At 34.0% G+C, this 12,907-nt stretch carries 12 protein-coding genes; 4 read left to right on the top strand and 8 right to left on the bottom strand.

The genetic code is table 11. The annotated features are described in order from the left end of the window. The first annotated feature begins 4 nt into the window (after positions 1–4). Positions 5–697 carry a DUF2490 domain-containing protein gene (locus BLT84_RS05400; protein ID WP_091263410.1) on the top strand — a complete coding sequence of 231 codons (693 nt, stop codon included), beginning with the start codon at positions 5–7 and terminating at the stop codon, positions 695–697. Between the two features lie 22 nt (positions 698–719). Here the strand turns inward: BLT84_RS05400 and aat are convergent, their stop codons facing one another. The 3 genes from aat to BLT84_RS05385 form a co-directional block, all read right to left on the bottom strand. Next, positions 720–1,316 (bottom strand): leucyl/phenylalanyl-tRNA--protein transferase, encoded by a 597-nt coding sequence (gene aat, locus BLT84_RS05395; RefSeq protein ID WP_091268038.1) that lies wholly within the window; start codon positions 1,314–1,316, stop codon positions 720–722. Between the two features lie 243 nt (positions 1,317–1,559). Then, positions 1,560–1,931 (bottom strand): DUF3127 domain-containing protein, encoded by a 372-nt coding sequence (locus tag BLT84_RS05390; protein ID WP_091263408.1) that lies wholly within the window; start codon positions 1,929–1,931, stop codon positions 1,560–1,562. 4 nt (positions 1,932–1,935) lie between these two features. Next, complete coding sequence (locus tag BLT84_RS05385; protein ID WP_091263406.1) at positions 1,936–2,811, bottom strand: flavin reductase family protein; 876 nt, start codon at positions 2,809–2,811, stop codon at positions 1,936–1,938. Positions 2,812–2,919: 108 nt separating this feature from the next. Between BLT84_RS05385 and BLT84_RS05380 the strand changes: the two genes are divergently transcribed. Continuing rightward, positions 2,920–4,071 carry a sensor histidine kinase gene (locus tag BLT84_RS05380; RefSeq protein WP_034886922.1) on the top strand — a complete coding sequence of 384 codons (1,152 nt, stop codon included), beginning with the start codon at positions 2,920–2,922 and terminating at the stop codon, positions 4,069–4,071. Here the strand turns inward: BLT84_RS05380 and BLT84_RS05375 are convergent, their stop codons facing one another. From BLT84_RS05375 to greA, 3 genes are all read right to left on the bottom strand, one after another. Beyond that, complete coding sequence (locus tag BLT84_RS05375; protein ID WP_091263404.1) at positions 4,072–4,485, bottom strand: acyl-CoA thioesterase; 414 nt, start codon at positions 4,483–4,485, stop codon at positions 4,072–4,074. Further along, positions 4,485–4,874 (bottom strand): HIT family protein, encoded by a 390-nt coding sequence (locus BLT84_RS05370; RefSeq protein WP_091263402.1) that lies wholly within the window; start codon positions 4,872–4,874, stop codon positions 4,485–4,487. Before BLT84_RS05370 ends, BLT84_RS05375 begins: the two co-directional genes overlap by 1 nt. Before the next feature lie 151 nt (positions 4,875–5,025). Beyond that, positions 5,026–5,502, bottom strand: coding sequence for a transcription elongation factor GreA (gene greA / locus BLT84_RS05365; protein WP_034886925.1), 477 nt, complete (start codon positions 5,500–5,502; stop codon positions 5,026–5,028). Between the two features lie 259 nt (positions 5,503–5,761). Between greA and BLT84_RS05360 the strand changes: the two genes are divergently transcribed. Continuing rightward, on the top strand, positions 5,762–6,196 hold the full coding sequence (locus BLT84_RS05360) for a hypothetical protein (protein ID WP_034886926.1): 435 nt from the start codon (positions 5,762–5,764) through the stop codon (positions 6,194–6,196). Between the two features lie 43 nt (positions 6,197–6,239). Here BLT84_RS05360 and BLT84_RS05355 read toward each other — a convergent pair whose 3' ends face one another. Beyond that, the gene (locus tag BLT84_RS05355; protein ID WP_091263400.1) at positions 6,240–8,618 is read right to left on the bottom strand and encodes a TonB-dependent receptor; all 2,379 of its coding nucleotides are present in this window, start codon (positions 8,616–8,618) and stop codon (positions 6,240–6,242) included. A gap of 324 nt (positions 8,619–8,942) precedes the next feature. On the opposite strand from BLT84_RS05355, the gene BLT84_RS05350 reads away from it, so the two are divergent. Continuing rightward, positions 8,943–11,369: a hybrid sensor histidine kinase/response regulator gene (locus BLT84_RS05350; RefSeq protein ID WP_091263398.1), complete on the top strand. Its 2,427-nt coding sequence runs from the start codon at positions 8,943–8,945 to the stop codon at positions 11,367–11,369. Here BLT84_RS05350 and BLT84_RS05345 read toward each other — a convergent pair. Then, positions 11,359–12,723: a sigma-54-dependent transcriptional regulator gene (locus BLT84_RS05345; RefSeq protein WP_091263396.1), complete on the bottom strand. Its 1,365-nt coding sequence runs from the start codon at positions 12,721–12,723 to the stop codon at positions 11,359–11,361. The two genes, BLT84_RS05350 and BLT84_RS05345, sit on opposite strands and share 11 nt — an antisense overlap. Positions 12,724–12,907 lie beyond the last annotated feature (184 nt).

Raw genomic sequence — 12,907 nt, 5'->3', positions numbered from 1 at the left:
AATAATGATGGTTCCTAAGTATTATAAATACTTTCTTACTATAATCTTACATGCTTTGACTTTTACTGTTTTAAAAGCTCAGAATGAAATTCCTGTACTTGCAGATTCTGAATTTTCTATAGTGATACCTATCTCTAAGTCATGGGTATTAAAATCTGGACTTACCAATAGAAATTATTTTATTGAAGAAGGTGATATTTTATATAGACAAAAACATATTGAGATCAATCAATTTGTAGATTTTAAATTAGATAAAGCTAACAAGTTTAGTCTTGGAATAAGGTATAGATTTAAAGAAGCATTTGAAGCTACTGAAACTAATGAACTTAGATTTCTTCAACAATACAGTCATCTTGTAGAAGGTGCTAAATTTGATGTTACTTATAGATTAAGACAAGAAGAAAGGTTTAGAGAAGAACTTAGTTTTAGGACTAGATTTAGATTAAGCTTTATATTCCCAATAGGAAAGCCGTTAAAAGATTCTAAACAATTCTATTTAGTTGCAGATACAGAAAGTGTATGGAGTTATGGTAAGTTTGAAGGCACAGAATTGGGTCAGCGTTGGAGAGTAGGTCTTCAAAATAACTTTTTTGAAAGGGCAAAATTCTCTCTGGGTCCGGAATTTAGATATAACAGCTATTTAAGAAACCCGAAATCTGAGCTGTTCCTAATTAGCGAAGTTAGCATTAGCTTATAAACATAAATTTAACTGACTGTAACTACCTTAGAAACTTTAGAAATTCTTCTCTAGAGATCTCTTCTGCGCCAAGACTTTCAAGATGCGAAGTATATATCTGGCAATCTATAAGCTTTACTCCGGCAATTCTTAATTTTTCTATCATTTTAATAAAAGCAAATTTTGAAGCATTACTCACTTTTGCGAACATACTTTCTCCACAAAACACATTCTTGTCCCTGAGGTATATTCCATAAAGACCTCCCACCAGTTCTTCATCTAGCCAAACCTCTACAGATTGGGCAATTCCAAGCTCATGCAATTTCATATAAGCATCTTGCATTTCCGAAGTAATCCATGTACCATTTTGCCCATCTCGTTTTATACTTGCACAATTTTCAATTACTGTTTTAAAATCTACATTAAATGATATCCTAAATGCATTGTTATTAAGCAATTGCTTCATGCTTTTCGAGATCTTCAACTTTTCAGGATATAATACCATTCGTGGATCTGGGCTCCACCATAGTATTGGCTGCCCATCTTCATACCAAGGAAAGATTCCGTGCTTATATGCATATAAAAGCCTTTCTACAGAGAGATCTCCCCCATAAGCAAGCAAGCCATCTTCTGTAGCCATTTCTACCGGAGGAAAATAATTAGGATCTTCTGGAGTTTTCAAAATGATAGTATTAAAATTAAAAAAGCTGTTTCAAAGATCTAAAATAGCTCAGATCTTTAAAACAGCTTATCAACTAATTTATTTTTAAAGTTTAACTAGTTTTCATATCATGTCTTTCTGAGCGTCCCCAAAACTTTCGGGATCGAAGGATTTATAAAAACACCTCGACTCCGCTCAACGTGACATTAATAGACTATCTAATTAAAAAGGAAGATCGTCATAATCTTCATCGTTGAGATCTTGTGCCGGTTCAAATTGATCTGCTGGAGGAGCAGAATTTCCTGCAGGAGCTCCCGCTTGTAAATTCTCAATTCTCCAACCTTGAATAGAGTTAAAATATTTAGTCTCTCCTTGAGGATTAACCCACTCTCGTCCTCTCAAATTCACTCCTATTTTTACAGGCTGCCCAATTTGGAAACTATCTAATAAATCCGTTTTATCTTGAACAAATTCAACCATTATATGCTGTGGATATTGTTCTTCTGTAGTAACTACTACTTCTCTCTTTCTAAACCCATTACTACCAAATGTTTGGGTTTGTCCTATCATTTTAATCTTACCTTGTACTTCCATTTCGTTATCTATTTGCTAATAATAATTTCCAGGCCTTTGCCGGTTCGTCTTTCTCTAAATATAATTGTGCCTGTAAGTGAATCTTTTCAGCATCACCAGCATTCACTAATTTGGCAATTTCGTCATTTTCATTTAAAAAAGCAGCACATTCTTCTTCCTTTGGCAATGCCTCAACATTCCCAAGTTTACCAAGATCATTTCCGGTAAGAACTTTACTTGTTCTAATATACTCAGGAATTTCATCTACTCCAATTCCTAGTGTAGATAAAGGTTTAGGTACCTCAAACATTCCCTCGTTAGCTCTTGAATACCAATTACCACCCATTCTTGCAACAAGATCTATTTTATGCTGATCTATTTGACCGTTTTCATCTAAAATCTCTTCATCAAAATGCATTTTAACCACTTCACAGATCACTAAGTTTCCTGCTCCTCCTTCTTGCCCTAATTCTACAACTTCTGTGATCTTACATTCAAATTGCACCGGAGACTCTGCCACCCTGAAAGGTTTAACTAAGTTTGACTTTAACATGGTAAATCCAGCTTTTTCAAATTCATTTACTCCTTCTGCATATTCTGTACTGGAAAGAGACATTTGCTGAACCATCTTGTAGTTCACAATATTAATAACAACTTCTTTGGTGGCCTTTGAATTTAAAAAAGTGTGTTTTACGGTATTATCTCTTCCCCTTCTAGCCGGAGAAAATATCAAAATTGGTGGATTTGCACTAAATACATTAAAGAAACTGAAAGGTGATAAATTAGGTCTTCCCTCTTCATCTACGGTACTTGCAAATGCGATAGGCCTGGGACCCACTGCACCTAATAGATATTGATGCCTTTGCCCGGTACTTATTTCTTTAGGATCTACTGTTAACATCTTACAATTTTTCACAAAGATAACGAATCAAGTCAGTAATGAAAAACGCCACTCCAACAATAATATTAACAGAAATAAGTTATATTTAAATCTACTTAAATTGGCTTCATGAATTTTTCAGACGAACGAAACCTAGCCCGTTGGTTCATCATTGTTTCATCTTTACTTATAGTGGTTCTAATTTTATGGAACACGTCTATTTTCTTTGAACGTCTAAAGCAAGATGAACGAGACAAAATGGAAGTGTGGACCGCTGCTCAGGCTTTTCTAGATAAAGCAAGTGATGATACAGACATAGACCTAACGCTACACATCTTAAATAATAACACGAGCATTCCTACAATTTGGGTGGATGAAAATGAGAAGATCATAGACGGACTTAATATAGATTCTGAAGTTAGAGATGATCCTAAGAAAATACAGCAATATCTCAATCAACTAAAAGATGAGAACGAACCTATAGAAATGGTACTTGGAGCCAATAGAATTCATCGTATTTATTACGGAGATTCTCCATTGCTTACCAAGATCAAATATTATCCTATTGCCTTGCTCCTCATTATCTTCTTATTTATAGGGGTAGTTTATTTTTTCTACACTACTTCAAAAACCAGCGAACAGAACAAGCTATGGGCCGGAATGGCAAAAGAAACTGCACACCAGATTGGTACACCCCTCTCTTCATTAATTGGATGGACAGAAATTTTGAAAGCAGAAAAAATTAATAAGGAGTATATAGACGAAATTGAAAAAGATGTAGATAGATTAAGAACAATTACAGAAAGATTTTCTAAGATAGGATCTGCACCAATTCTCTCCAGAACTGAGATGGTCCAAGCTACAAAAGATAGTTTTATCTACTTACAAATAAGAAGTTCCAGATTGATTGATTTTCAAATAAGTACCCCACATTCTCCTATTTATGTAAACCTAAATGAATCTTTATACAGCTGGACCATAGAGAATTTAGTTAAGAATGCCATAGATGCCATGCGCGGAAAGGGTGCTTTAAAAATAGAGATAAAGCAAGACCTACATTGGGTCTATATCTATGTGAAAGATACTGGTAAAGGTATTCCTAAAAGTAAATATAAAATGATCTTTGAACCGGGCTATACATCCAAAAAACGAGGCTGGGGCCTAGGTCTCTCTTTAGCTAAACGTATCATAGAAGAATATCATTTAGGTAAAATAAAGGTTTTTAGCAGCGAGATTAATAAAGGAACAACCTTTCAAATTGCGCTCAAAAAGATCGCATAATTAATATTTAGACATTATTTCCCGAAGATCATCTGGAATTCTATAGGTTTCATTCTTATTAAAATCAAAACATACCGCTACATCTTTTCCACGCGCACATATTTCGAGATCTTCATTTAAGATTAAATGTTCTACTCCAAAACTAGAGTTCTTTATATAATCTAACCTAGTCTTTATAATTGCTTTCCCCGGATAATACAGTGATTTTTGAAAATCGCAATGACTACTTACCAGCATAGGCCCTTTGTTAGTAGTTTCAAACATACTAGAAAGCCCTGTAGCTTCCCAAAATTTAACTCTACCAGATTGCATAAACCTTAGAAAGGTGAGATTATTAACATGCTTGTACATATCCAAATCGCTCCAATCTATTCGTATTTCTAAGCTAAGCTTGTATAAGGAAAGGTCATCCATTATATATTCCCTTTAATAGCATCTGCAAGCTCATCCATCTCTTCTGAAGATAAAGTAACTTTATGACTGAAGTCCATCTCGGTCATTTTATTTAAAGGGATAAGGTGTACGTGTACATGAGGAACTTCCAGACCAATTACCGCCATCCCAACTCTTTTGCAAGACACAGTTTTTTCCAAGCCTATAGCAACTTGCCTAGAGAATTCCATTAATTCTGAATAGGTATCCTTGTCAAGATCAAATATCTTGTTCACCTCTTTCTTTGGAATACAAAGGGTATGTCCTTTCGCATTCGGATTTACATCTAAGAAAGCTAGAAATTTATCTGTTTCTGCAACTTTATAAGAAGGAATCTCCCCATTAATGATCTTTGTGAATATTGTAGACATGTCTATTTTTTTAATAAAGATAAAAATACTTTCTAAAAAGAGAACTCATACCATCTTCTTTAATAAGCTTGATAGGCTAGCTCTTCATAGAAAATAAAAAATCCTTTTCATATAAAATTGAAAAGGATTTATTTCAATAGTGATAAAGAGATTACTCTCTGGTGATCTCTATTATTTCAAAAGTCATGGTTCCATTAGGAACGCTTATTTCTGCAGTATCTCCAACTTTTTTACCTAACAATCCTTTACCAATTGGAGAATCTACAGAGATCTTCCCGGTTTTAAGGTCTGCTTCGCTTTGAGCTACCAACTTATATTTTACTTCCATTTTATTAGAGAGATTCCTGATTTTCACTAAAGAGTGTACCAAAACCTTAGAAGTATCTAATTGAGATTCATCTATAATTCTGGCATTAGAAACAACTTCTTCCATCTTGGAGATCCTTAGTTCTAATAAACCCTGAGCTTCTTTTGCTGCATCATATTCTGCATTCTCACTTAAATCTCCTTTATCTCTAGCCTCTGCAATTGCCTGAGAAGCCTTTGGTCTTTCTACATCTCTTAATAAATTAAGCTCATCTCTTAGCTTTTTTAAGCCTTCAGGTGTATAATAAGATACTTTGCTCATAATGTTATCGTTTAATAATTATAGAAGTTAGGTAACATTACCTCTTCCATAATTTATCAATATATGTTTAGTGATTTTAAATAAATCTATTCCAAGGCTAAAGTGCCGGATTTATCTATATAGATTGAATTCTTTAATATTTAACCTTCATCTAGCTAATAAATACAAAAAATCCCATGCGCGACGGGATTTATCTAAACAAATATAATAAATTTAAACATTGAAACCAATAAAATTGTCGAGAGACAGAAACCTTATAATGATTAAAAAAATTCTATTTTCAGCCCTATTGATAAGCTTGCTTTTATCCTGTAGCACGTCAGATAATAACAGTAATAACAATCCTTTTCTTGTAGATACCAACTTCAACTTAAATATTAATTTAAGCCTACCCGAGTATAATAGTTTGAACTTTCCCGGCAATAGTTATGTAACCTATAATTACGGACTTAATGGTGTGGTTGTCTACAATATAAATAACACTCAATATCTAGCATTTGAACTTACAGATCCAAATCATTCTGTTTCAAACTGCTCTAGATTAACTGTACAGGGATTGCTGGCTACATGTAATTGTGGAGATGGAAATGAGTACAATATTCTAACCGGAGAGATCACTCAGGGAGAAGGTCAATACGCTTTAAAGTCTTACAGGGTTAGAAAGAATGGCAACACTTTAGAAATTTACAATTAAAAACCTTCCAGCTGATGTATTAACCGGAAGGTTTTAATATAACCTAAAATTTTAGTGTAATTCCAGCTAAGAAATTAGTAGTAGCCTGCGGATAATATCCAGCTCCATCAAAGGTTTGAACTCCACTTGGAAGATCCGGATTCTCAACATCATATGTATAATAGTATCCATTAGATACATATTTCTCATTTAAGATATTATTTACCAAAACTGTAAAAGTAACCTCTTTAAAAACTGAAAGTTGGCCGATGGTGTATTGTACATTTAGATCATTCACAAAATAAGAATCTAACTTAGAGTTCTTAGCCTCAATATTACTCATGTACTGATCTCCAACATATTTAGAGAGCAAACTAAATTGCAGATTATTTATTGGAGTATAGCTTAAAATATTACCTGCTACTATTTCTGGAGAATAGGAAATATCTGTATCTCCAAAATTGTTCAATTCTCCATTAAAATTTGAAACGAAATCTACATTTTTATTTCTGCTAACAGAAAAGTTAGGTCTAATTTTAAACTTATCTGAGATCTGAATACTAGCATCTACCTCCAAACCTAATCTATAACTGTTACCGCTATTCTCTCTAACAAATGCCCCTTCATCATCAATTCCGCCAGTAAGCACTAATTGATTTTGATAATCCATTAGATAGACATTCGTATTTATCTGCACTTTTGGAGCTTTATATCTCCAACCCAGTTCAAAATCATTTAGGCCTTCTGATTCCGGATTCCCATTTTCATAATCTGCTCTACTAGGCTCTCTATTAGCTCTTGCATAAGAGAAATAGAATTGATTGATATCATTTAGCTGATAAGTTAACCCCGCTTTTGGATTAAAAAAGCTAAAATTATCATCTACATTAAAACTAGTCTGACCATCTAATAACCCATCGGTTTCATAATCTATAGTTCTAATTTGAAGATCTACGTAAGCAGCAAGTTTCTCTGTAATTGCAAAATTTGCCTTTGAGTAGATATTGAAATCAGTTTTAACCGCATCATTAAAATAATAATGTTCACTTGGTTCTCCATTCTTAGCAAATCTTGTGTAGATAACATCTCCAAAATGATCTCCTTCATATCTATTTAAACCTCCTCCAAGATCTAAATCTAGCTTGCTATTTTGATAATTTAAATTGAAAGAAGCTCCATAAAAATCATTGTCTAACCATTTTCTTCCTACAAGATCTGAAGTTGTAATTTCCATACCATCTGCCATAAAATTCTGAAGTCCGAATTCATTTAAACTGGCATCTTCATTAAATTCTTCATAATAACCTTTTCCTTTGGTATAATGTAAAGCGAAATTGGAAGACCAATTAGGATCAAATTTTTGATTCCATAGCAATTGATAATGATCTTGCTGATAATTATCAGTTTGATTATCATAAAACATGTCCTCTCCATTACTGGTGTATGCTCCTGCAGGATTAAAGGTTCTATTAGAGCTTAAGGTCTCACCATCTATTCCATACCAAGCCTGATAGGTTTTTTCTGTACCTCCAAACATCAAGGCTTTTATCAATGTATTATTATTAACGTAAGCTGCTTGCAAAAAATAAGATTTAAGATCTGAACTGGCTCGATCTATATAACCGTCACTTTTAATTTGAGAAGCTCGGCCCGCAATTTCCCAATGATCATTTATTAACCCTGTACTAAATTTTACCGTATGCTTTCGGGTGTTATAAGACCCGAAGCTATGAGAGGTTTCTGCATTGGCAGCGGTACTATAACCATCTGTAAGGATATTTAAGCTGGCTCCAAAAGCCCCCGCTCCATTTGTTGATGTTCCCACGCCTCGTTGCAATTGAATATTCTCTACAGAAGATGCAAAATCTGGTAAATTAACCCAAAATGTACCCTGACTTTCTGAATCATTATAGGGAACCCCATTAATTGTAACATTTACTCTGGTGGCATCGCTACCACGAACTCTAATCCCTGTATAACCTACACCGGCACCAGCATCAGAAGTTGTTACTACGTTAGGCATATAGCTCATTAACACTGGTATATCCTGACCTAGATTACGATCTTCTATTTCTTCATTGCTTAAATTGCTGTAGGTTATTGGAGATTGAGCATTCACTCTTAATGCAGAAAGGAAAACCTCATCTAAAACCTCTGCAGCTTTAGAAAGATCTACATCTATAGTTGTATTCTTATCGAGCAAAACTTCTACAGTTCTGCTATTTCCGTAAGTAAATAAGAAGGTATAACTTCCTTCTTTTAGGGAGATCGAGTAATTTCCCTGAGCATCTGTTTGAGTCCCAACATTTTCTCCTAAAGCCATTACAGAAACACCTTCTATAGCTTTATTATTAGCTGTGATCTTTCCTTTTAAGATGTAATCTTGTGAAAAAGCCTGAATAGAGATTAAGATCAAGGCTGCAACAAAAATTATTTTTTTCATTCGTAATTATGGTTTACGAATAAAAGGGGCGATTATTCATTTTGATTTATGTTAGTAAAAATTGTGCATAAAAAAACCCTATATAAATCTCTCGAGCGATCTATTAGGGAGTACTATACACATTTATTAAAGCCAACTTGGCTTTGTTATTGTCCCTTGGCAGCATTACCTGCCCAGGTTCGTTGGGTATAATCTCAGCCTCCTCTTAAATTAAGAATTGGCACCCCTTTGAGATGTGGGTCAAAGGTAATAAGGATTTTTCAGAATAAAACTATAATTCTACTGTTTTGACATAATTGCCGTAATTTTGTGAATAATTTCAGAATGAAGAACACAAAGAGGTCTATAACTTTTAAGGTAATTGTTGGCTATATTCTATTAGCAGCATTAGCCGGTCTCGCCGTATGGTTCATTTATTCTCAGGTTGTTAGATTTTCAAAACTAAATCAATCCAATAATCTCAACAACCAACAACTGGTTCTGGTAAGCGAAATTGCAACAGAGTTATATCAAACAGAAAATATAGGAAAGCAGTTTATTCAATCTGGAGATACCTTAGATCTTAATAGGTACAAAACACAGATCAAGAATATTCAAAACAGCATACAAACGCTAAGAAGCACGTATGCAGATTCTACAATGAAGGTAGAAATGGATAGTATTTCCATCCTTCTCTCCAAAAAAAGTGATAACCTAGAAGAATTACTTAAACTTAGATCTCGTAACCAGAACACCAGTTATTACAAGGAGGTGATCAACGAGTTGCAAAAAGTAGATCCATCTTTTAATGAGCCAGATTACGATACGAGGTTTGCCAATCTGGAGCCTCATCAAAGAAGAGTTCTAATAAGATTGATAGAGTTTTCTAAGACTGAAAACAATGAATCTTCCTCAAGCCTAAGCGCAGACTCTCTGGTTGCATCTGTTAAGAAGGTTTTAAATGAATTAGAGCAGCAAAACAATGCTTTTAAAGCAGTGATCAACAAAAAAGAGAATGAGCTCTTAACTAATGATGTCACCTTAAATCAACAACTAAGAAGTTTATTATCTGCCATAGAATTAGAAGAAAGAGGCGCTTCGTTAGATAAGGTACAAACATCTCAATTAATGCTTAATGAGATCTCTACCATAATAATAGCAGTGGGAATCGCCTTTATTTTATTGATATTATTCTTTCTAGTACTTATCTTAAAAGATGTATCTAAAAGTCAGCGTTATAGATTAGAATTAGAAGAAGCCAAAATTTTTACAGAATCTCTTATGAAAAGAAGAGAACAATTTATGGCTACCATAACTCACGATCTAAGATCTCCATTAAATACTGTTATTGGCTATACAGATCTTATGGAGAAATCTGGATTGAACAATAAACAAGAACATTATCTTTCTCATCTTAAAAAATCTTCAGAATACATTTTACACTTAGTGAATGATCTTCTAGACCTTTCTAAGTTAGAAGCAGGTAAAATGTTGGTAGAGAAGATAAGGTTCAACCCAAAGAACTTATTAGAAGAAACATTTTATAATACCCTTCCAGATCCTGCCATTAAAAATCTCAAATACAGCGTTGTGACTTCAGAGAATAGTGATTGCGAAGTATTAAGCGACCCTTTTAGATTGAAACAAATTCTTTCCAATCTTTTAACCAATGCTTATAAGTTTACAGAAAGTGGAGAAATTACCGCCTCGCTCTCACTTCAAAAAGAGATTGAAGACAGTCATATTTTAATAATATCTATTAAAGACACCGGAATTGGAATTTCAAAAGCCAAACAAGAAGACATTTTTGAAGAATTTTCACAAGAGCATGCCGCAATAGAAAAGAAGTATGGAGGTACCGGATTAGGCTTAGCAATAACAAAACAAATAACATCTTTATTAAAGGGGAATATAGAACTTACAAGTAGCCCTGGAAAAGGAAGTGAGTTTATTATAAGAATCCCTGTAACTAAACTTACCAACACCTCGCCAGGATTAGAACCTGCGATATTAGAGGAAGTAGACCTTAATGGTAAACGCGTATTGGTAGTAGATGATGAATCTTCTCAATTAGCACTTACAAAAGAATTGATAAAAGCAAAGGGAATGGTGTGTGACACAGCCATAAATGGAAAAGAAGCGCTTAGATTATTGAAGACAGCGCATTATGATCTTGTACTCACAGACATACAAATGCCAGAAATGGATGGCTTTGAACTTTTAGCAGCTATTAAAGAAGATAAGAATATTGCAGGCATTCCTGTAATTGCAGCATCTGGCAGAACAGATGTTAATCAAAACAGATATATTGAAGCTGGTTTTACTTGTAATATTTTAAAACCATATAGACCTAATGATCTGCTACTTAATATTGGGGAAATTTTTAAGATAGAACTAAAAAATGAGGCGTCTGTTTTAAAGAAAGGCGATGATAATTTAAACCCTCGCTATTCTCTATCAGAAATATCCCAATTTGCGGGGGACGATCCAATTGCTTTAAATACTATCTTAAATGCCTTTATAGATAGCACTAAGCTAAATTTAGAAGAGATCTTAAAAGAAGCGGAGGTTGCTAATTGGGAACGTGTGGCCCAAATATCACATAGAATGTTACCTATGTTTAAACAACTTCATGCAGATGAGATCGTTATTAAATTGACAGATCTAGAACATAAGAAAAAGAATGTTTTGGAGATATCTTTTATAAAAAAGGTGTTATTAGATGTAGAGGTGCTCCTGAAAGAGCTTCAAAAAGAGATTACTACAACTTAATATCATATTGCTTTAACTTATTGTAAAGCGTTTTTCTATCTATGGATAAAATTCTTGCAGCCTTACTTTTGTTCCCATTAGACTTTTCTAATGCTTCCAAGATTAAAGTTTCTTCATTCTTGCTTTTAAATAAGCTATAAGTTTCTTTCTCCTTTGTAGCTGTAGCAATTTCATGCGGCAGCACCTGTAATGGAATCTCGTTGCTTTTAGTAAGAAGCACAGCTCTTTTAACTGTGTTCTTTAGCTCTCGCAGGTTTCCAGGCCAAGCGTATCGCTGGAAGGCTTCTAAGGTATCTTCACTAAAGCCCAATACTTCTTTTTCTAATTCTATATTAGCTTCATCTAAAAAATACTCTGCAAAAAGTATAAGATCTTCTGTGCGCTCTCGCAGAGCCGGCACCTTTATGGTAAATTCATTTAATCTATGGTAAAGGTCTTCTCTAAAATTACCTTCCTTAACCGCTTGAGAAAGATCTTCATTGGTAGCAGTAACAACTCTAATATCTACTTTAATCTCTGTATTACCTCCAACAGGTTTTATCTTTCTTTCTTGAAGAGCTCTTAATAATTGTACTTGTAGTTCATATCCAAGATTTCCAATTTCATCTAAAAACAAGGTGCCTCCATTGGCAGCCTCAAAATGACCAGTTTTATCTTGAATTGCTCCAGTAAAAGATCCTTTTAAATGTCCGAAAAATTCGCTTGATGCAATCTCCTTTGGAATAGCACCACAATCTACCGCAATAAATGGTTTTCCCTGGCGCTTGCTTTTATCATGAATGGTCTTTGCTACCTGTTCTTTTCCGGTACCACTTTCACCCATTATTAGCACAGACATATTTGTTGGCGCCACCAGGTCTATATAATCATTAAGTTTTGTTGCAGCATCACTTACACTCTTTATAAATTCTATAGACTGCTCCTCTATTCTTTCCTTAGATTTTTTAGGAGATTTATTCCTTGGAGCACTTGGAGCTATTTCCTGATCTGCAGATCTTTGATTCAAAGCATTATTGATAGTTTGTAGAATTGTTTCTGGTTGAAAGGGCTTAGAAACATAATCAAAAGCTCCATCTTTCATGGCTTTTACAGCCATATTGATCTCGGCGTAATTTGTCATAACAATTACTTGCGTAGAAGCATCTTTAGATTTAGCTTCTTTTAAGATCTCAAGACCATCTTTGTCTGGCAATCTCATATCTGTTAAGATCAAATCAAACTTTTGCGCTCCTATTAATTTTAGGGCTTCTGTAGCAGAGAAAACCGCAGTTGCATTGAACCCTTTTTTATCTAAAAAGGTTTTTAGCATTGTAGCAAATGCTATATCGTCTTCCACTATAAGAATTGCTACCATAAATGCCTGCCTTAATTGTTGTGCAAATTTACTAATTATAGGTGGTACTCTCTTTAAAACTAGAAACAAAAAAAAGAGCTGCTAAAATAGACAGCTCTTTTATATATAGAAAGGGTTGGTTATTAGTCGTTCTTTCTATTATAAGATTTTATGTATTCACATTTGCTTATATGTTATCTTATAG

Source organism: Gillisia sp. Hel1_33_143, from assembly GCF_900104765.1.
Classification (GTDB): domain Bacteria; phylum Bacteroidota; class Bacteroidia; order Flavobacteriales; family Flavobacteriaceae; genus Gillisia.
The sequence above is the reverse complement of the archived record's forward strand: the minus strand, read 5'-3'. Positions and strand labels throughout refer to the sequence as shown.

Bases quoted from the DNA above. Each gene is read 5' to 3' on its own strand.
- BLT84_RS05400 (WP_091263410.1), top strand. From the start codon at position 5: ATGATGGTTCCTAAGTATTATAAATACTTTCTTACTATAATCTTACAT.
- aat (WP_091268038.1), bottom strand. From the start codon at position 1,316: ATGGCTACAGAAGATGGCTTGCTTGCTTATGGGGGAGATCTCTCTGTA.
- BLT84_RS05390 (WP_091263408.1), bottom strand. From the start codon at position 1,931: ATGGAAGTACAAGGTAAGATTAAAATGATAGGACAAACCCAAACATTT.
- BLT84_RS05385 (WP_091263406.1), bottom strand. From the start codon at position 2,811: ATGTTAACAGTAGATCCTAAAGAAATAAGTACCGGGCAAAGGCATCAA.
- BLT84_RS05380 (WP_034886922.1), top strand. From the start codon at position 2,920: ATGAATTTTTCAGACGAACGAAACCTAGCCCGTTGGTTCATCATTGTT.
- BLT84_RS05375 (WP_091263404.1), bottom strand. From the start codon at position 4,485: ATGGATGACCTTTCCTTATACAAGCTTAGCTTAGAAATACGAATAGAT.
- BLT84_RS05370 (WP_091263402.1), bottom strand. From the start codon at position 4,874: ATGTCTACAATATTCACAAAGATCATTAATGGGGAGATTCCTTCTTAT.
- greA (WP_034886925.1), bottom strand. From the start codon at position 5,502: ATGAGCAAAGTATCTTATTATACACCTGAAGGCTTAAAAAAGCTAAGA.
- BLT84_RS05360 (WP_034886926.1), top strand. From the start codon at position 5,762: ATGATTAAAAAAATTCTATTTTCAGCCCTATTGATAAGCTTGCTTTTA.
- BLT84_RS05355 (WP_091263400.1), bottom strand. From the start codon at position 8,618: ATGAAAAAAATAATTTTTGTTGCAGCCTTGATCTTAATCTCTATTCAG.
- BLT84_RS05350 (WP_091263398.1), top strand. From the start codon at position 8,943: ATGAAGAACACAAAGAGGTCTATAACTTTTAAGGTAATTGTTGGCTAT.
- BLT84_RS05345 (WP_091263396.1), bottom strand. From the start codon at position 12,723: ATGGTAGCAATTCTTATAGTGGAAGACGATATAGCATTTGCTACAATG.